We start from the raw sequence: 17,466 nt of genomic DNA, 5'->3' as shown, positions 1-17,466 counted from the left end.
GGGAAGGAATGTTTATGCTGTTTATGGGTTATCTGTTGCTGGGCGCGTTTGCTGGCATGCTGGCTGGGCTGTTCGGCATTGGCGGCGGTCTTATCATAGTGCCCGTGCTGGTGGTGAGCTTCAGGGCCATGGGATTTGAGCCCGACATCATCACCCATCTGGCACTTGGCACCTCGTTGCCCACCATGATCTTCACCGGTTTCAGCTCGCTGCGGGCTCACCAAGAGGCAGGTGCGGTCGACTGGGTGATGATACGGCGTCTCGGGGTCGGCATGTTGATTGGTGCCTGGCTCGGTGGCATGACCGCCAACCAGCTCAGTGCCGGCACCCTCAATGTCATCATCGGCTGTTTCGCCTGGGCCATGGCATTGCAGATGGGGCTCAACCTCAGGCCAAAGGCGGAGCGCCATCTGCCCGGCCCAGTGGGAACCGGCATAGCGGGCACCCTCATCGGCTGGATGTCGGCACTGTTCGGCATTGGCGGTGGCTCGCTGACAGTGCCTTATCTCTGCTGGAACAGCGTGCCGATGCGCAACGCGATTGCAGCCTCTGCGGCCTGCAGCATGCCCATAGCGCTGGCGGGCAGCCTCAGCTACCTCTACGCCGGCTGGGGCCATGCGGACTTGCCCGAGTGGAGTGTCGGTTTCATCTATCTGCCCGCCCTGCTCGGCATAGTGCTCACCAGCACCCAGTTTGCCCGGGTGGGCGCCAGGCTGGCACATCGACTTTCTCCCAAGCGGCTCAAGCAGGCCTTCGCCTTGCTGATGTTGCTGGTCGGGGCGAAATTCATGCTGTTTAGCTGACTCATTCGGCAGATTGTTGAAAAATAAGGCAAACGGTACGTCCGCAGGTAGAAAGCCATTGCAATGAAATGGGACTTTGCTATTCTCCTCGCCGGTGGTCCCATTGGTCCTCTCGCATTGATAACTCGTCAACCTGGTCAGGACCGGAAGGTAGCAGCCAAGGCGGGGGACTCGAGTGCCGGGATGTGGCTGGTGGGGCCACCACCTGTTTCTGCAATTCAATTAGTTACATCTTATAGCCCCCTTCAGACCTCTTGGTAATCCACTTTGTGTGGATGAATCAGGAGTCCTCAAAGTGAATCTCTGGCTCAACTTCCACGGCATCTGGTATTACCGCAAAGTCGCCATACTCCCCTGTGATCGTCGTAAAGAGATCAAAAAATCCCTGCATACCCGAGACAAGCTTTGTGCACGCCACAAGGTCGCCCAGCTGCTTGCCTTTGTGCGTTCCAGAGCGAAGCCCATTCAGTTGCATGCAGACGTCACTGTCGATCCACAAGAGCAATCAGTAGCCCAGCCGACGACTCCGGCGGCCAAACCGCTTGCACCGCTCCTGTCGGTCTTGAGTGACCGTTATCAGAAAGAGAAGGCCCTCTCCTAGGCTCCCAAAGAGCGAAAGAACCAGAAAAACTATCTCGGTTCCTTCATCGAGGCACTCGGCGACAAGCCAGCGGCAGGCTACGGCAAGGCTGATGTGGTCAAGTTCAAAGATAGGCTGCTGAACTCTGGCAAGAGCCCGACCACTATCAACAAGTATCTGCAGAAGCTCTCCCTGCTGTTTAACTGGCTGGCCAATCATCATGAGGGGGTCGTCAACCACTTCGCCGGATTGAAGCTACAGCGGGTCAAGGAGGTGAACTCACGAGGTGGATACACTGCAGAAGAACGTCGCCAGTTTATCGGGTGGGCTGAGCAGCAGGAGCCCCACCGCAGGTGGATAGCCCTGCTGGGTCTGTTCACAGGGGCCCGTGCCAACGAGATCTGCCAGCTCTATGCTGACGATGTGCAGCAGGTCGACGGCATATGGTGCCTGAATATTCGCGGCGGGCGATCAGACCAGAAGCTCAAGACAGCCAACAGTGCTCGCCTTGTGCCGCTCCATCGACACCTGCTCCAAGCAAGTTTTATCGAGTTCGTGCAGGGAAGGGCAGGGGGGCGACTCTTCACCGAGTTACCTCATCGCCAGGACGGATACAGCCATCTTTGGGGGCAGTGGTTTAGTCGTCATCGCCCTGTAGACAAAGACTTCCATAGCCTGCGGCATACCGTGGCAACATCATGGTGTACCGCTACAGTACGCGGCGGCGATCTTGGGGCATACCAATGGTGCCATCAGCTATGACAGGTACGGTGGTGGCATAGCAGTCGAGAAGTTGCAGGCAGCTATCGAAGAGGCTCTATATGAACGAGCGTAGAAGCTTGCTGAGTAGCGAGTGCGAGAAGAAGGGGCCGGTGTTTGCCCCTATGAGATGATGAACTTGTGTCGCAATGGTTGAGCCGATTGGACGGCATGTTAATGCTAAATCATGTTTAAACAGCATTTTTTGTACTTAAGTTCACTACCACAAGGACAAGGCTCATTTCTTCCCACTTTCTGCGCACGGGGTCGGTTGTCCGAGTAATTACGATCTGGCCTAGAAGTAGATGGGGTCGCACGTGATGTGCCAAAGTTGTTGATTGTCTGTTCTAGGATGATTTGCTGTTCAATGACGACCGTTTTATCGTCTTTCATCAAGGACATTGCGGTCATTACTGTTGTCAGGAAAGCGAGAAGTAGGCCAAGAAAGGTGTAAAGTTCCATTCTTGTTTTTGGAAGAATGTCGCTGATGCAGGCTAACTCAGGAGCTTCATTTTCAATTTGTTCCTGAACTTCCTCTCTTGTTAGTTTTTCCTTTTGGGCTCTATTGAGTATGTTTACGTAACGACTCAATTGTTCAACAGTCTTTCTTGGCGCATCAATTATCTCGATGACATTTCCCAAGACATTGAACACCCCATCGGGGACACTGCCCATCCCACCGCAAGCTGGACAAGGACCAGATTTATTACCTGATAAAGAAAAATTATGGATACTACCTTCAAAAGCAAATCCAGATGGAAACGCGGTTCCACAGTTGTCGCAAATCGCAGGGAAATTGGGCATTCTGCATCCTGTATGATTGCTCAAGTAATGTGCTTAATGTTACCCGTTTGAAGATGGGGCAACAACAAGAAGCTCGCAATCGACATCTTGCGAATTCCATTGGTAAGTTCTGGAAAAATTCGTGAGGACTTTTAAGGCGTTACCTTCACCCCGCTATCCTCCGTCCCCCCTATTTTCTGCCACTCTCCTAGCCGCCTACTGCTCTTCTGTTCTCCTTCATCTTCAGCATGTCCTGCTGTTCGTCTTAGTGGGGCCTTGTTGGCTCTGGTCTTTTGTGTGTATCACCTTACTGGCCGTTGAACACCACAGTCAGCAATCACAAGACAACACAAGGACGAATCAATGAATACCACAGTTGATAAAGTGAAAAACGTTGTGACTCGAAACACCTATGTTTCGCTGAGTGCGAGTGCGGACCAGATTAACTTCAACGAGATCTTCTCCATCACGGATCCCAACATTGCCCCCCAGGCGTTTGCGATGGCGCAGGTTTTCCAGCAGGCGCTGGTGCCCACTGATGACAAGAAGTCGCTTCGCTTTGATGTGCAAACAGCCATAAACCTCATCAAAAAAGCATCCTGAAATGGCGGTGATCAACTTCACCGATCAAGTGGTCGAACAATCCAACTCAGCCGTCCAGTTGATGGTAGACAAGGTGCTGGAGATATTGAGCAAGGTGTTGGGAGTCGTGCTTGGTGCAGCGCCGAAGCAAAAACTGACCGAGTCCATCGCGAGTGCGTTCACCGGCCTGGATGAACAAAAGAATGATGCCTGGATTTTCTGGGAGCACACGACAGCCCACAAGACTACCTATCAATACAACATCCTGTTCGGGGTCCAGTCCAAAGAAACCGGCCTGTTCCTCTATGGCCTGCCGATGGGGATGGAGATCACCGTCGATATCGAAAAGGAAAAAGTCCTTTTCATCACGCTGAAGGACAAAGAGTCCTACCGTGTACATCTGCAATCGCTCTCTGTTGTTGAGATGATCAAGGCGCACAGCAACCTGAAGCTGGCAGCGAAAGCTGGTGGGAAGGATCCGCATCAGGAAGCGCAAGAGTTCTTCGCTCTGCAGAAGAAAAAAGAGCCGGTCCGCATCTAATTACCGACATGCCTCAACCAAAACGCCCTTCTGTGAAGGGCGTTTTTTTATCTGGTGTCATGTGGTGATGTTCTTCTTCCATGTCAAACACAGCCAATACAGCGTGACGCAGGTTGTGTCGAGGGAACCTTCATTACATAACAACAGCCGAGTCATGCTCGACATGAAGGGGATGTTGGAGCGTAAAGCCAGCGCTTTCCTTGGGTTGTGTCGCGCTAGCCTGGGTTATCTCATGTGTTTCTGGCTCACTTGCCAAGGCGCAAGGTATCTGCGCCCATGCCTACAGCGGCCGTTATGAAGGACTAAAAAAGCCCTCTCAGGCGCCAGGCAACCTTATGCACGTCTGGCCCAGTCGTCAGCCGTTATGAGTGACGCACTCAAGGGACTTGGGTATTGGCACTGACTTGGTTGACGAGTGCATATAGGGGAGCAGACGTTCGGTTTCTTTCTTCACCACCGAGTAGCATTCACAGCTTAATCGCTCGAGTTTGGGACGATCCAGCACAGTGATTTGGCCCCGACGATATTCGATGACGCCCAGTTTTTGCAGTTTCCCTGCCGCCTCGGTGACGCCTTCACGGCGAACACCCAGCATATTGGCAATCAATTCCTGAGTCATCGTCAACTGGTTGCTGGGCAATCTGTCCAGCGATAGCAACAGCCAGCGGCACAGTTGCTGATCAATGGAGTGATGCCGATTGCAAACCGCCGTTTGTGCCATCTGAGTCAACAAGGACTGAGTGTAACGCAGCATCAGATGCAACAAATCGCCGTGGACATTGAACTCGGTCTTCAACAGCTGTCCTTTCATGCGGTAGGCGTAACCTGCGCTTTGCACAATGGCACGATTAGTGGTGCTTTCTCCGCCCATAAACAGCGCGACACCGATCAATCCTTCATTACCGACGACGGCAATTTCGGCAGATGCACCGCTTTTCATCACGTACAAGAGTGAAACGATGCAGTCGAGAGGAAAATAAACATGGTGAAGCGTATCACCTGATTCATAGAGCACCATGCCTAAAGGAAAGTTCATCAACTCAAGATGGGGATGCAATCTGCTATATGTGTCAGCTGATAGCGCAGCCAGCAGGTGATTCTGCTGGGGATGATAATTATCAGTCATACATATTCCAAATGTTAAACAAAACTTTCACCAGCCTATCATAGTCACAGATTGTTTACCTTCGGTATGTGCGCTATCGCACATAGAGGGATATATATACGTGATGAGGATTAAACAAGGGCATTTTATGTGCTCTATCGTACAGACTAGCCTGACTGGCAGGATTATTATTTTGAGTGACAAGGAATATATATACAGTCAATTTCATAGCGTAGTGACAGGGAGGTGGCGGGCTGAAAAGAACCTCCCTGAATAGTGTTTATCCATTCACTCCTGCGTTGACCCGTGTCTTATGTAACACCGCCAGGTAATATTTCAATTCATGGCTGGCGTCCTTTCACCAAGTATCATGCTGTCAGGTCGGATCGTGATTATTTCATCCGCCCTTTGTCATATTGAACGGGAGAGTAATGATGAGTGAACAAAAGCAAGTCATGTCAGGCGAAAGTGTTTCTGATTCGGTTGACGATACCAGCAAGAGGTTGCATGACGCTGTCGACAGTGCATCCAAGACAGTTCATCCTGCGCTGGATAATTTGAGCGAGCGCTCCCATCAAACGGTAGATAAATTAGCTGACGTTGCTATGAATGTTGCCGAATCCATTGAACAGAAAAGCGATAGTCTGCGAGAAATGAAAATGAAACTGTTCGACCAGTGCCGTACTCAAATTAATGACAAGCCGCTCATGGTGCTCGGTATTGCCATCTCCACCGGATTTTTAGTGGGTTGGTTACTGAAGAAGCGTTAATGAACACGGAGCGAATCACAGAGAGTGCGCCCATTCCTGACGCAGAATTGACACCGACGGAGTCGGTGTCAATTACCAGCCTGGCGACCTCTGTTTTTGGACTGCTTGGTGAACAACTGCAAGAGCGATTGCAGTTATTCAGGCTGGAAGTACAACAAGCAGTCAGTAGCCTGATTGGCATGCTTGTCTGTGGTCTGGTCGGGGCTTTTTTATTAGTCAGCTTGTGGTTGATGTTGGCTGCGGCCTCACTATGTTGGTTACTCGAGCAGGGAATGGCTACGAGTAGCGCCTTATTCATCATCAGTGTGGGCAATGGACTCGCCATTGGCGGGGTCATGATACTGTATCGTCGTTATCAGCAGAATATATGTATCGATGCGGTGGCGACCAGCAATGCACCCGTGCCATCAGACGAGTCCTCAACCATGCCTGGAGCACCTTTATGAAGCAGCCTGTAGCGTGTCATACACGCCCCCTTGTTCAGGGCTCCCGCCGGGAGAAGATTGCTATCTTGCGGCAGCGACTGCAGTCCCGTCAGTTGACGATAGTCGGGCTGTCCCATCTCATGAAGCAGGCACTGCAAACGAGGCTCACTCATCCTCTTGTGCTTTGTTCTGCTGCCTGCGCGGGTTTTGTGCTTGGTTATGAGGGACCGCAAAGGCGAGGCGCGCCAGTCACCACCGGCAGAGTGACGTCAAGTTTGGTGTCGGGCATAGATATGTTTTTGCTGGTGTCACGGCTGCTTGGTCAGCCAGAACAGAAAAACAAAGACATGTCACACCGTCAATAACACATGGCAGAATGGCCACATGTTATATTCATGCTCATGAATATATGCTTGCTTAAGCATGGTTATTATAATTCATGAGCAATCACAACCCATTATTTAGGAGAGTATATGCTATATACCCTTGCTATAGTGATGCTTCTGCTTTGGGCTGTTGGTCTGGTAACAGCCACTACCCTTGGTGGTTTCATTCATGTGCTGCTTGTTATCTCGGTAGTTGTTGTTTTACTTCGTATTATCCAAGGTCGTCGAGTGCTATGACATAATCTGACGTGTGCGCTGGTGAATATACTAACGTTAACCAATTTCAGATGTCACATTATGAATGTGGTGGTCAGTTAACTGGGCGTCATGTTCGTTAGCGCACAGACGACAAGATGATATAGCCGTAAATTATAATGTAGCATGCCAATCAATAAGGTGCTGGCTGCTTGGCTCAACAAGCGTGAGTGTGTGGTTATCGTTATTCACAGTAACGCTATACAGAGTTCTGGCACTCACAGACACCATGTTCTAATGAAGCATACATTTCAGTTTTTAATTTGAAGTGTTTAACACTATTTGGAGTAAACATTAAATGAAAACTACAAATCGCTTTTCAATTCTGTTGGCTATCGCCGTTCTGGTCACTGCAGTAGGTTGTGCATCAACTAAAAATAAAGCAGGCACGGGTGAATACTTGGATGACTCAGTGATTACCACCAAGGTTGTCACGGCTATCTTCAATGATCCGGACCTGAAATCAGCCGAGATCAATGTAGAGACCTTTAAAGGTGTCGTACAGTTGAGTGGTTTTGTTAAAGACAGCGCCAATATCAATAAAGCCGTTGTTGTCGCCAAAGGTGTCAACGGTGTCACCTCTGTCAAAAATGATCTGCGCTTGAAATAAGGCAGTGACAGTCACTATCCAAGTTGCCTAATCCAATGACTTGGCCCTGAATATGCCCCGGGGCGGATCTTGTTATGTGATCTTCCCCAGGTCGAAAAGGGCACGCTGATCACCATGTAAATATGTCTTGGTCAGTTTGATAGCGAGGCCGAACGTTGAATTTATGCTCCTGTTCCGGGAGCATTTTTATATCTATTGATGCTGCATTTTCCCGGGATTTTTCCTGCCATCCGGTGGTGATGAAGGGTGTCAGGTGGTGGTCGATTGCTTCAACGACGTAGGGTGGGTCGATCTGGTGCGCGAAGGCTTTGACTGCGTAGTACGGGTGGGCGCGCTGGGAGCCTCGAGTCTGGTGGCCCGCCTCCAGTGAATGAGTTTGGCGCTAATTGAATCGCGACGTCTCTTTTAGAGACGCATTTGGATTTGATGTCAAGTTTGATATTTGATGATTTGCTCATTATGAGATCTGGCCACGGTCGCTTGGCTAGTCGGGTTCCGTTTCACCTGTCATATTTAAGGCGGTGGCCCAGTGCCGTGATCGGAGCAAGTTTATGCGGGTGGAACGTCAGCGTCTTATTCGTTCATTGTTTGATGAATACATAGAAATGTATTCGGCACGTGATGTTCGTCTTGTTACCTGGTTTAGTGACAATTTCAGTGGCTATGCAGGCAGTAGTGACCAGCTTGTCACCGATCGGGAAGAGTGGATACGCATCACTCGCAAAGATTTCGCACAAATCCCCGAGCGGATCCATATCGAAATGCTGGATCTGTCATTGCAAGATTTGACAGAGGATGTGGTCGTCGCGACCGGTTTTTTCCACATTCACCTGCCCATACCTGACCATATCTTGTCGCGGGAGACGGCCAGATTGGTGTTGATCTTCTGCCACGAAGAGGGCGAGTGGAAAATCGCCCATAGCGGGATCTCGCTTCCTTACGGGTTGGCGCAGGATACCGAAGTCTATCCCGTGGCGCGCTTGTGCGAGCGCAACCTCGAACTGGAACGCATCATTGAGATCCGCACTCATGAGTTGGCCGAAGCCAATCGGCAGTTGGAAATCCTGAGTAACACAGATGCCCTGACCAACATTGGCAATCGACGCCTGTTCGATCACATCCTGCAGCAGGAGTGGAACCGCGGGTTGCGCAGCGGCATGCCACTGGCCTTGATCATGCTCGACATCGATCACTTCAAGCAATTCAACGATCACTATGGTCATCTGGCCGGGGACAGCTGTCTGCGGGCGCTGGCCCAGGCGTTGTCACAGTCCGGGCGCAGGGCAGGGGAGCTGGTGGCCCGCTACGGCGGTGAGGAGTTCGTCATCTTGTTGCCCAACATGAACATGCAGGCGGCGTTTGACACGGCGCAGCATCTTCACCGTCTCATCCTGACACTGGCCTTGCCACGGGCTGACTCGCCGCTGGGGATAGTGACCGTCAGTTTCGGGGTGACCAGTTTGCAGCCCTCCACCACCCAATCAGCCATTGAACTGGTGCAACAGGCGGATGCCGCCCTCTATCACGCCAAATTGGCTGGCCGCAATTGCATCGCACTGAGCGAGTAACAAGGCGATACGTTCTCACTCCACGCCATTATCTGGGGGCACTCTCGATGGAGGCCTACCGCTTGAAAAGCCCGGGTTTGTTGGTTTTTCGATTTTCCGAAAATACGATGAGCATGCGCTGCAGGGCGATAAAGCAAAACAGCAGCAGTCCTATGATGATCTTGGTCCACCAGGAGCTGAGGGTGCCGTCGAAGTTGATATAGGTCTGGATCAATCCCTGGATCAAGACGCCAAACAGCGAGCCAAAGACGGTGCCTACGCCACCACTGAGCAAGGTACCGCCAATGACCACGGCGGCGATGGCATCGAGCTCGACCCCGACGGCGGCGAGCGGATAGCCCGCCGAGGTATAGAGCGCAAACACGATGCCCGCCAGGGTCGCCAGTGTGGTGGAGAGCATATAGATGCGGATAGTGGTCTGGCGCACCGAGATCCCCATCAAGGCTGCCGAGGTGGCATTGCCGCCGATGGCATAGACGTTGTTGCCAAAGCGGGTTCGATTGGCGAGCAGCATGCCAAGTAACACCACCGCCAGCATGATCAGGGCCAGCAGGCTCAAGCGCCCACCGCCCGCCATCTTCCATGACAGACTCGACAGGTAGGTAAAGGTCGGATGATCGATGGGCAGGGATTGCTCCGAGATGAGGAAGCTTGCCCCCCGCAGAAAGAACATGCCCGCCAGCGTGATGATAAAGGCCGGGATCTTCAGGGTATCGATCAGCCAGCCCATGAGGGCACCAAAACTGGCTCCCAGCATCATGACCAGGGGGATGGCCAGACAGGGGCTTACCCCCAGATCGCCAATGAGCTTGGCGAGCAAGACCCCGGTAAATGCGATCACGGCGCCCACCGACAGATCGATGCCGCCAGAGAGGATCACGAAGGTCATGCCCACGGCCACTATGCCAAGAAAGGCATTGTCGGTCAGTATGTTGCAAATGATGCGGGTAGATAAAAAGGCGGGAAAGGAGGCAAGGCACACCAGATACCCGACCAGAAACACCATGATGGTCACCATCAAGGGAAGATTGCGTTTAAACATGGCGAGCCTCCCGGGAAAACAGGTGATTGAGTGCAGGGGATTGCATGACGAGCACCGCCAGCACCACCATGGCCTTGACAATTTGATTCCACTGAGGCTGATAGCCGGAGAGCAGAATGCCGGTGTTCACCCCTTGAATGATCAGTATGCCGAGCAGGGAGAGTGCGAGGTTGAAGCGTCCTCCCATCAGCGAGGTTCCCCCTATCACCACCGCCAGAATGGCATCCATCTCCAGCCAGAGGCCGGCATTGTTGGCATCCGCTCCCCTGATGTCGGCCGCCACTATCATGCCGGCGACGGCAGCCAGCATGCCACTCAGCAGATAGGTGGCGATCACCACCATGGGAGTATTGAGGCCGGCATTGTTGGCCGCCTTGATGTTGATCCCCACGGCTTCGATGAAGAGCCCGAGCGCGGTGCGCTTGGTCAACAACCAGATGAGCAGCGCCGCCCCCAGGGTGATGATGACAGGGGTAGGAAGATAAAAGAGTGACCCGCTGCCGAGCCAGGCCAGGGCCTCGTTGTTGAAGGTGATGATCTGCCCCTGCGTGATGAGCTGGGCGATACCGCGACCCGCTACCATCAGGATCAGGGTTGCCACTATGGGTTGGATCTTGAAGACGGCAACCAGCACGCCATTCCACAAGCCGCATAAGAGCCCGACTCCGAGCACGGAGCACAGAATGACGGGAATGCTGTGGTCGCCGGTGGCCATGCTTGCCATGGTTGCGCCGCTGATCGCCATCACGGCACCCACCGACAGGTCGATGCCGCCGGTGGAAATCACCAGTGTCATGCCAAGGGAGAGCAGGGCCACAGGGGCGCAGCGGTTGAGAATGTCGATCAGGCTGCCGAACAGGCGGCCATCCTGAATATGGATGGCGAAAAAATTGTCGGCGACCAGGGCGTTGATGAGCAGCACGCAGAGCAGGGCCCCGCATTGCGCCGTGCCTGTGGGCAAATACCGGCTGGCCCGCGCTCGCCGGATGGGGATGGGTAGTATGGATGACGTCATATCAGGCCTCACATGGCAATGGCATTCATGATGGCAGGGACAGAAAGCGCATCGGTCGCCAGCTCTGCCACCTGTTTTCTGTCTCGCAATACGATCACCCGATCGGCATAACTTACCAGCTCCTCCAGCTCCGATGAGATGACCAGCAGCGCCAGGCCATTGGCACAGAGTGATTCGATCAGGCGGATGATCTCGGCATGGGCCCCCACATCTATGCCCCGGGTGGGTTCGTCCAGGATCAGAAACTGCGGTTTGGTCAGCAGCCAGCGGGCCAGCAGCACCTTCTGCTGGTTGCCCCCTGACAAGAACTGGATCGGCTGCTCCGGACCCGGGGTCTTGATCGCCAGCTGTTCAATGAAGCGCGCCGTGATCTCGTCCTGCTCCTTGCGTGACAGGGGATGCAGCCAGCCCCGCTGGGCTTGCAGGGCCAGCACCATGTTCTCTCGCACCGAGGCCGAGGCGATGATGCCGGCGTTCTTGCGATCCTCCGGGCAAAAGCCAAAGCCGCTGGCGGCGGCCTGTCGAGCGGAGCGGATTGAGATAACCTTGCCGCGCACCCGGCATTCGCCACTGTCGCTGGGCTGAATGCCAAACATCAGCTCGGCGGTTTCGGTACGACCCGACCCCAGCAAGCCAGCCAGACCGACTATCTCCCCCGGCATGACGTCCAGGCTGAAGGGGGCTATCACTCCTTTCTTGCCATAGTGTTTGAATGACACTGTGGGGTGGTTGCTGCGCAGGGTTTTGCCCGCCCGCTGGAGCGCATTCTCGGCCAGCTCGCGCCCCAGCATCATCTTGACCAAGTCCAGCTGCGGCAGTGTGGCGGTTTCACGGGTGCCGACCAGCTCACCATTGCGCAGCACAGTGATGCGGTCGCTGATGTCGTAGACCTGGTCGAGAAAATGGGTAATGAAAATCAGGCTGACGCCCTTGTCTCTCAAGCTGCGCATGATGGAAAACAGCATCTGCACTTCGCTGGTATCCAGGCTCGCCGTCGGTTCATCCAGGATCAGGATCTTCGCTGACAACGAGATGGCCCTGGCGATGGCGACAATCTGCTGCATGGCGACCGAGTAGTGCCCCAGTGGCAGCGAGACGTCCATTTCGAAACCGTGGCTGGCCATGATGGCGCTGGCTTGCCGTGACATGCTGGCCCGATCGATGAGGCCAAACCGACGGGGTTCATGGCCGATGAACAGATTGTCGGTCACCGACATATTGGGGAGCAGGTTGACCTCCTGATAGACGGTGCCAATCCCCAAACGCTGGGCGTGGGCCGTGTCCGTGGGGGCTATCAGGGCACCATCCAGCTCGATGCGACCCGCATCACCTTGATAAACCCCGGTGAGGGTTTTTACCAGGGTGGATTTGCCCGCCCCATTTTCGCCGAGCAACGCCATTATCTCTCCCCGACGCAGTGAGAAATCCACCTGGTGCAGCGCGCGAACCCCGGGAAATGTCTTGCAGATCCCGGTGGCGTTTAATATGAGTTCATGATGGTTATCTGGCATGAAAATAGGCACTCCGGTATAGCCGGCCATATAAGAGGTTGCACTTATATGGCCGGCTATTAAAAGGACTGGCTCACGACGGACGTGACTTAGTAACCCATGCTCTTTTTCATGTCGAGCTGGGCCTGTGCATTGTCAGGCTGGAACAGAATCGACGCTGTCTTGATGTGTTTGGGGGGCAGGCTGCCATCTTTTTTATAAGCCAGCAGGGCGTCAAAGGCGGGGCCTGCCATATTCGGTGTCAATTCCACCGAGGCATTGGCTTCACCGGCGATCATCGCCTTGAATATATCCGGCACGCCATCAATTGAAATGATTTTGATGTCTTTACCCGGTTTCAGTCCTGCCTCTTTAATCGCCTGAATGGCACCGATGGCCATGTCGTCGTTATGGGCATAGACGGCGCAAATATTCTTGCCATTATTCTCGGCCTTGATAAAGCTCTCCATGACCTCTTTGCCCTTGCTGCGAGTAAAGTCGCCTGATTGGGTCCGGATGATCTTGATGGTGGGTACTTTGGCCACGGTATCGAGGAAGCCTTTTTTGCGATCCAGTGCCACGCTGGCGCCAACAGTGCCTTGTAACTCAACGACATTGCAGGCTTTTCCATCGAGTTGTCTGACCAGCCAGTCTGCAGCCACAGCCCCTTCATGCACGCTGTCTGCGGCGACGCCCGTCATGAAGAGCGAGTCATCTTTCACGGTAATATTGCGATCCAGCAGGAAGACGGGAATATCCGCCTCTTTGGCTTCTTGCAGCACGGGTTCCCAACCGGTCTGGACGACGGGGGCAATAAAGATGGCATCCACACCCTGGGCGATGAATGAGCGAATGGCCTTGATCTGGTTCTCCTGTTTTTGCTGGGCATCTGCAATTTTCAGTGTGATGCCACGTTTCTCGGCTTCTGTCTTGGCCACCGAGGTTTCGGCTGCCCGCCAGCCAGACTCGGAACCAATTTGAGAGAACCCCACCGTCATGTCGGCAGAATAAACAGTTCCCGAGAGCAAGACTGCACTGATAATTCCCGCCAGCTTCATCTTTTTATACATATGACACTCCTTTGTGATGCGTTTTTAAATAAACAGGGCTGAGCCAAATTGGTTATTGTGCCAACCAAGAGTAGAGGCTTATTTTTTTAGCGGCGGGCGCTGGTTCACAGAAAATTTTTGGCAGCATAATTCTTCATACAAACAGCAGGTAAGTTCATATATTCAGCAGGGGAGCTGTTGATTTATTTGCCTATTTATTTCGATCCCTGACCATTGTGTCCAGAGCCGGCGGATGAGGTGCCGTCAACAGCCGTACTGTCAGAGTCGCAGGCGCAGGACTAGTACGGCTCTGACTTCAGCTCGCTCATGGGGGAGACAACCCGCCAGAAGGCGTCGATGAGCGGGCCCTTGCTGTGGGGCGGGCGGATAAGGCCTATGGTCCAGCTCGCTTCGCGCTCGGTGAGAGGCAGGGTGAGCACATCCGGGTGCTCTATGGTGGTGGAGGAGGGCACCAGGGTCCAGGCGATGCCGGCAGCTGCGGTGGCCACCCCGGCTGCGAAGTCGTTCACATACTGGATATCGCGAAACCGCAATCCGCTCTGGGCCAGGTAGTTCATCAGATGATCGTAAAACGAGGGCGCCTTGTCCCGGCGCAGGATTGCCAGCGGTTTGTCCACCAGATCCGCCAGCTCGCTCACGCCGCTGTAACTGGCAGGCAGCACGGCGACAAAGTGGGCCTGCACCACGGGCAGGCAGTGCCACCCCTTGGGGGCGGGCAGGCGGCAGAAACCGAGATCCAGTCGCCCTTCGCTCAGGGCCAGCAGCTGGTGATGGGTGGAGAGATCATTGAGCTCTATGGTCACCTGGGGACGCTCGGCGCGAAAACGGGCGATGGCGGCGGGCACCAGTATCTTGGTGGCAACGCCAAAGCCGATGCGCAAGGTGCCGCTGTTGCCTGCCAGCACGTCACGAGCGGTGCGTGCCAGCTGTTCGCTGGAGGCCACCAGAGCGCTGGCATCTGCATAGAGCGCCCGCCCCAGCACTGTGAGGCGTGTGCTGCTGGCATTGCGCTCGAACAGCTCGCCGCCAAGCTCCTCCTCCAGCCGTTTTATCTGCTTGCTCAGGGCAGACTGGGTGACGTGCTGGCGCACCGCTGCCTGACCGAAGTGCAGCACTTCCCCCAGGGTAACGAAGGCTTTCAGATCTCTGAGCTCCATCCTGACTCCTTTCATTCCTGTCAGGAATGTTGAGTGGTTAAATTTGTCATTGGACGGAATTTTAGAACTGTTCGATGCTTATGCCAATTCATTTGGGGCGCAGTCAATCGCAGTCAATATAGAGCGCCGGTTCATTCGAGATGGCCTGCACCATCATCGCAGCAGGAGAAAAGCCAGATGCATCACCACACGTTCAACGATTTCCCCAAGGATTTCCTGTGGGGCGCCGCCTCTGCCGCCTATCAGGTAGAAGGGGCCTGGAACACGGATGGCAAAGGGCCCTCGGTGTGGGACCTCTTCACCAAGTTGCCTGGCAAGACCTTTGAGGGCAGCAACGGTGACGTGGCCGTCGATCACTACCATCGCATCGAAGAGGACGTGGCACTGATGGCCGAGATGGGGCTCAAGGCCTACCGCTTCTCGGTGAGCTGGCCGCGCATCTACCCGACCGGCCGGGGTGAGGTGAACGAGGCGGGTCTGGCATTTTACGAGAAGCTGATCGATACCCTGCTGGCCCACCAGATCGAGCCAGTGCTGACCCTCTATCACTGGGACTTGCCCCAGGCGCTGCAGGATGAATATGGCGGCTGGGAAGACAGACGCGTCATCGAGGATTTCGAACGCTACTGCGTGACCCTGTATCAGCGCTTTGCGGGCAAGGTGAAGTACTGGGTATCGCTCAACGAGCAGAACTACAACCTGACCAACGCCTACCAGCTCGGCACCCATCCGCCTGCAGTGCAAGACAGAAAGCGCTTCTTTGCCGCCAACCACATCGCTTTTCTGGCCAATGCCAGGGTGATCAAGGCGTTTCGTCAGCACGTGCCAAACGGCCTGATCGGCCCGAGCTTTGCCTACTCGCCCGCCTATCCGGCGTCGTGCGATCCCAAAGACATGCTGGCGTTTGAAAATGCCGAGGAGTTCACCAACTACTGGTGGCTGGATGCTTACTGCTTCGGCCGCTACCCCCAGGCGGCGCTGGCTTACTTGCGGGAAAACGGCGAGGCGCCCGAGATACTGCCAGGGGATCTGGAGCTGCTGCGGGAAGGCACACCGGATTACATAGGGGTCAACTACTACTACACCCTGACCTATACCGACAACCCCCTCGGCGGCCAGACCTTGCAGCGCATCAATACCACGGGGCAGAAGGGCACCACCCCCTCGAGCGGCATTCCGGGCCTCTACAAGACGGCGCCCAATCCGCATCTTGAGACCAGCAACTGGGACTGGGCCATAGACCCGACCGGGATGCGCATCGCCCTGCGCCGCCTCTCGTCCCGCTACGGGCTGCCGCTGATGATCACCGAGAACGGGCTGGGGGAGTTTGACCAGCTGGAAGCGGATGACAGCGTGCACGATGCCTATCGCATCGCCTACCTCAAGAGCCATCTCATTGCCTGTCAGCAGGCGCTGCAGGACGGGGTTGAGCTGATTGGTTACTGCGCCTGGTCGTTCACCGATATCCTGAGCTGGCTCAACGGCTACCAGAAGCGTTACGGCTTCGTCTATATCGACAGGGATGAGCAGCACGTCAACTCTTTGCGCCGCATCAAGAAAGACAGCTTCTACTGGTATCAGTCAGTCATCAGTTCGGGTGGCAAGGCGCTTTAACGCATCCCCTGGCCTTGTCATACGAAAAGGCCCTGCCGTGAGGCAGGGCCTTTTGCATGGCCGTTTTCCCGCCCAGTGATGGGATGGTTCGCTAGATGAACATGCCCCCCGAGGCCTCGATGCGCTGGGCATTGACCCAGCGATTGTCATCCGAGAGCAGGGCCGCTATCACGCCGCCTATGTCGTCGGGCTGGCCGACTCGCCCGAGCGCGGTCTGGCTGGCGATGAAGTCGTTGACCGCCTGGTTGTCCCGCACCACACCCCCGCCAAAATCAGTCTCGATGGCACCGGGTGCCACCACGTTGACGGCGATCCCGCGCGGGCCCAGCTCCTTGGCCAGATAGCGGGTCAGCACCTCGATTCCTCCCTTCATGGCGGCGTAGGCGGTGTAACCGGGCAGCGCGAAACGGGTGAGGCCGGTCGAGAGGTTGATGATGCGCCCGCCATCGCGGATCAGGGGCAACAGCTGCTGGGTCAGGAAGAAGGTCCCCTTGAGGTGAATGTTCATGAGGGTATCGAACTGCTGCTCCGTGGTCTGCTCGAAGCTGGCGTGGATGCCGATGCCGGCATTGTTGACCAGAAAGTCGAACCGATCGCGTTGCCACTCCCGTTGCAACAACTGGCGTACCTCAGCCGCGAAGGCGGCGAAGGAGGCACTGTCGGCCACATCCAGTGGCAAGGCGTGGGCTTTGACGCCGAGCGCATTGGCCTGCGCCACCACGGTGGCCGCCTCTTCGGCCTGGCTGCGATAGGTGATGATGAGATCGACGCCTTTGGCGGCGAGGGCCAGGGCCGAGTGTTTGCCGAGGCCGCGGCTGGCGCCTGTGATGAGGGCGATGGAACGGGTCATGGTACGACTCCTGTCAATGGGGTGGATGCTGGCTCGGGACGAGCCGGTAGTGCCACTCTAT

General features: G+C 54.9%; 18 protein-coding genes and 1 other RNA gene. 11 read left to right on the top strand and 8 right to left on the bottom strand.

Annotation, left to right across the window (positions count from 1 at the left end; all coding sequences use genetic code 11):
* Positions 1 to 14: 14 nt before the first annotated feature.
* The 4 genes from GWQ31_RS16750 to GWQ31_RS16735 all read left to right on the top strand — a co-directional run bounded on the left by GWQ31_RS16750 (position 15) and on the right by GWQ31_RS16735 (position 2,145).
* A complete protein-coding gene (locus tag GWQ31_RS16750; protein WP_265453000.1) occupies positions 15 to 803 on the top strand; it encodes a sulfite exporter TauE/SafE family protein in 789 nt (262 codons plus the stop codon).
* A 101-nt stretch (positions 804 to 904) separates the two neighbouring features.
* Positions 905 to 1,001, top strand: an RNA gene (ffs, locus tag GWQ31_RS16745) — signal recognition particle sRNA small type.
* A 97-nt stretch (positions 1,002 to 1,098) separates the two neighbouring features.
* Positions 1,099 to 1,404, top strand: coding sequence for a hypothetical protein (locus GWQ31_RS16740; RefSeq protein WP_275909856.1), 306 nt, complete (start codon positions 1,099 to 1,101; stop codon positions 1,402 to 1,404).
* A 93-nt stretch (positions 1,405 to 1,497) separates the two neighbouring features.
* A complete protein-coding gene (locus GWQ31_RS16735; protein WP_275909855.1) occupies positions 1,498 to 2,145 on the top strand; it encodes a site-specific integrase in 648 nt (215 codons plus the stop codon).
* Between the two features lie 177 nt (positions 2,146 to 2,322).
* On the opposite strand, the gene GWQ31_RS16730 is transcribed toward GWQ31_RS16735, so the two are convergent.
* Positions 2,323 to 2,946, bottom strand: coding sequence for an SEC-C metal-binding domain-containing protein (locus GWQ31_RS16730; RefSeq protein WP_275909854.1), 624 nt, complete (start codon positions 2,944 to 2,946; stop codon positions 2,323 to 2,325).
* A 342-nt stretch (positions 2,947 to 3,288) separates the two neighbouring features.
* Here GWQ31_RS16730 and GWQ31_RS16725 point away from each other — a divergent pair, with 342 nt between their 5' ends.
* Both GWQ31_RS16725 and GWQ31_RS16720 read left to right on the top strand, forming a co-directional pair.
* A complete protein-coding gene (locus GWQ31_RS16725; protein WP_265421453.1) occupies positions 3,289 to 3,528 on the top strand; it encodes a hypothetical protein in 240 nt (79 codons plus the stop codon).
* A 1-nt stretch (position 3,529) separates the two neighbouring features.
* Positions 3,530 to 4,048, top strand: coding sequence for a cytolytic delta-endotoxin (insecticidal protein) (locus tag GWQ31_RS16720; RefSeq protein ID WP_021139303.1), 519 nt, complete (start codon positions 3,530 to 3,532; stop codon positions 4,046 to 4,048).
* A gap of 355 nt (positions 4,049 to 4,403) precedes the next feature.
* Here GWQ31_RS16720 and GWQ31_RS16715 read toward each other — a convergent pair whose 3' ends face one another.
* Complete coding sequence (locus GWQ31_RS16715; protein WP_275909853.1) at positions 4,404 to 5,174, bottom strand: Crp/Fnr family transcriptional regulator; 771 nt, start codon at positions 5,172 to 5,174, stop codon at positions 4,404 to 4,406.
* A 413-nt stretch (positions 5,175 to 5,587) separates the two neighbouring features.
* On the opposite strand from GWQ31_RS16715, the gene GWQ31_RS16710 reads away from it, so the two are divergent.
* From GWQ31_RS16710 to GWQ31_RS16695, 4 genes are all read left to right on the top strand, one after another.
* The gene (locus GWQ31_RS16710; RefSeq protein WP_265421451.1) at positions 5,588 to 5,923 is read left to right on the top strand and encodes a hypothetical protein; all 336 of its coding nucleotides are present in this window, start codon (positions 5,588 to 5,590) and stop codon (positions 5,921 to 5,923) included.
* Positions 5,923 to 6,369, top strand: a complete 447-nt coding sequence (locus GWQ31_RS16705; protein WP_265421450.1) for a hypothetical protein — start codon at positions 5,923 to 5,925, stop codon at positions 6,367 to 6,369. Before GWQ31_RS16710 ends, GWQ31_RS16705 begins: the two co-directional genes overlap by 1 nt.
* A 918-nt stretch (positions 6,370 to 7,287) precedes the next feature.
* Positions 7,288 to 7,599 (top strand): BON domain-containing protein, encoded by a 312-nt coding sequence (locus tag GWQ31_RS16700; protein WP_011898735.1) that lies wholly within the window; start codon positions 7,288 to 7,290, stop codon positions 7,597 to 7,599.
* A gap of 551 nt (positions 7,600 to 8,150) precedes the next feature.
* A complete protein-coding gene (locus tag GWQ31_RS16695) occupies positions 8,151 to 9,167 on the top strand; it encodes a diguanylate cyclase (protein WP_275909852.1) in 1,017 nt (338 codons plus the stop codon).
* A 55-nt stretch (positions 9,168 to 9,222) separates the two neighbouring features.
* Here GWQ31_RS16695 and yjfF read toward each other — a convergent pair whose 3' ends face one another.
* From yjfF to GWQ31_RS16670, 5 genes are all read right to left on the bottom strand, one after another.
* Complete coding sequence (gene yjfF / locus GWQ31_RS16690; RefSeq protein ID WP_275909851.1) at positions 9,223 to 10,209, bottom strand: galactofuranose ABC transporter, permease protein YjfF; 987 nt, start codon at positions 10,207 to 10,209, stop codon at positions 9,223 to 9,225.
* Positions 10,202 to 11,224 carry a galactofuranose ABC transporter, ATP-binding protein YtfT gene (gene ytfT / locus GWQ31_RS16685; protein ID WP_275909850.1) on the bottom strand — a complete coding sequence of 341 codons (1,023 nt, stop codon included), beginning with the start codon at positions 11,222 to 11,224 and terminating at the stop codon, positions 10,202 to 10,204. Before ytfT ends, yjfF begins: the two co-directional genes overlap by 8 nt.
* A gap of 8 nt (positions 11,225 to 11,232) precedes the next feature.
* On the bottom strand, positions 11,233 to 12,735 hold the full coding sequence (gene ytfR / locus GWQ31_RS16680) for a galactofuranose ABC transporter, ATP-binding protein YtfR (RefSeq protein WP_265421728.1): 1,503 nt from the start codon (positions 12,733 to 12,735) through the stop codon (positions 11,233 to 11,235).
* Positions 12,736 to 12,824: 89 nt separating this feature from the next.
* Positions 12,825 to 13,784 (bottom strand): galactofuranose ABC transporter, galactofuranose-binding protein YtfQ, encoded by a 960-nt coding sequence (gene ytfQ, locus GWQ31_RS16675; RefSeq protein WP_265434034.1) that lies wholly within the window; start codon positions 13,782 to 13,784, stop codon positions 12,825 to 12,827.
* 278 nt (positions 13,785 to 14,062) lie between these two features.
* On the bottom strand, positions 14,063 to 14,941 hold the full coding sequence (locus GWQ31_RS16670; protein WP_275909849.1) for a LysR family transcriptional regulator: 879 nt from the start codon (positions 14,939 to 14,941) through the stop codon (positions 14,063 to 14,065).
* Positions 14,942 to 15,118: 177 nt separating this feature from the next.
* Here GWQ31_RS16670 and GWQ31_RS16665 point away from each other — a divergent pair, with 177 nt between their 5' ends.
* Positions 15,119 to 16,555 carry a glycoside hydrolase family 1 protein gene (locus tag GWQ31_RS16665; protein WP_234576970.1) on the top strand — a complete coding sequence of 479 codons (1,437 nt, stop codon included), beginning with the start codon at positions 15,119 to 15,121 and terminating at the stop codon, positions 16,553 to 16,555.
* A gap of 91 nt (positions 16,556 to 16,646) precedes the next feature.
* Here GWQ31_RS16665 and GWQ31_RS16660 read toward each other — a convergent pair whose 3' ends face one another.
* The gene (locus GWQ31_RS16660) at positions 16,647 to 17,405 is read right to left on the bottom strand and encodes an SDR family oxidoreductase (RefSeq protein ID WP_265421732.1); all 759 of its coding nucleotides are present in this window, start codon (positions 17,403 to 17,405) and stop codon (positions 16,647 to 16,649) included.
* Positions 17,406 to 17,466: the final 61 nt, after the last annotated feature.

It is taken from the genome of Aeromonas sp. 2MA4, from assembly GCF_029237305.1.
Lineage (GTDB): Bacteria > Pseudomonadota > Gammaproteobacteria > Enterobacterales > Aeromonadaceae > Aeromonas > Aeromonas salmonicida.
The sequence above is the reverse complement of the archived record's forward strand: the minus strand, read 5'-3'. Positions and strand labels throughout refer to the sequence as shown.

What these genes read in the sequence shown, in the direction of transcription:
- GWQ31_RS16665 (WP_234576970.1), top strand. Translation starts at nt 15,119, where the DNA reads ATGCATCACCACACGTTCAACGATTTCCCCAAGGATTTCCTGTGGGGC.
- ytfT (WP_275909850.1), bottom strand. Translation starts at nt 11,224, where the DNA reads ATGACGTCATCCATACTACCCATCCCCATCCGGCGAGCGCGGGCCAGC.
- GWQ31_RS16715 (WP_275909853.1), bottom strand. Translation starts at nt 5,174, where the DNA reads ATGACTGATAATTATCATCCCCAGCAGAATCACCTGCTGGCTGCGCTA.
- yjfF (WP_275909851.1), bottom strand. Translation starts at nt 10,209, where the DNA reads ATGTTTAAACGCAATCTTCCCTTGATGGTGACCATCATGGTGTTTCTG.
- GWQ31_RS16705 (WP_265421450.1), top strand. Translation starts at nt 5,923, where the DNA reads ATGAACACGGAGCGAATCACAGAGAGTGCGCCCATTCCTGACGCAGAA.
- GWQ31_RS16750 (WP_265453000.1), top strand. Translation starts at nt 15, where the DNA reads ATGCTGTTTATGGGTTATCTGTTGCTGGGCGCGTTTGCTGGCATGCTG.
- GWQ31_RS16720 (WP_021139303.1), top strand. Translation starts at nt 3,530, where the DNA reads ATGGCGGTGATCAACTTCACCGATCAAGTGGTCGAACAATCCAACTCA.
- GWQ31_RS16660 (WP_265421732.1), bottom strand. Translation starts at nt 17,405, where the DNA reads ATGACCCGTTCCATCGCCCTCATCACAGGCGCCAGCCGCGGCCTCGGC.
- ytfQ (WP_265434034.1), bottom strand. Translation starts at nt 13,784, where the DNA reads ATGTATAAAAAGATGAAGCTGGCGGGAATTATCAGTGCAGTCTTGCTC.
- GWQ31_RS16730 (WP_275909854.1), bottom strand. Translation starts at nt 2,946, where the DNA reads ATGCCCAATTTCCCTGCGATTTGCGACAACTGTGGAACCGCGTTTCCA.
- GWQ31_RS16710 (WP_265421451.1), top strand. Translation starts at nt 5,588, where the DNA reads ATGAGTGAACAAAAGCAAGTCATGTCAGGCGAAAGTGTTTCTGATTCG.
- GWQ31_RS16725 (WP_265421453.1), top strand. Translation starts at nt 3,289, where the DNA reads ATGAATACCACAGTTGATAAAGTGAAAAACGTTGTGACTCGAAACACC.
- ytfR (WP_265421728.1), bottom strand. Translation starts at nt 12,735, where the DNA reads ATGCCAGATAACCATCATGAACTCATATTAAACGCCACCGGGATCTGC.
- GWQ31_RS16700 (WP_011898735.1), top strand. Translation starts at nt 7,288, where the DNA reads ATGAAAACTACAAATCGCTTTTCAATTCTGTTGGCTATCGCCGTTCTG.
- GWQ31_RS16695 (WP_275909852.1), top strand. Translation starts at nt 8,151, where the DNA reads ATGCGGGTGGAACGTCAGCGTCTTATTCGTTCATTGTTTGATGAATAC.
- GWQ31_RS16670 (WP_275909849.1), bottom strand. Translation starts at nt 14,941, where the DNA reads ATGGAGCTCAGAGATCTGAAAGCCTTCGTTACCCTGGGGGAAGTGCTG.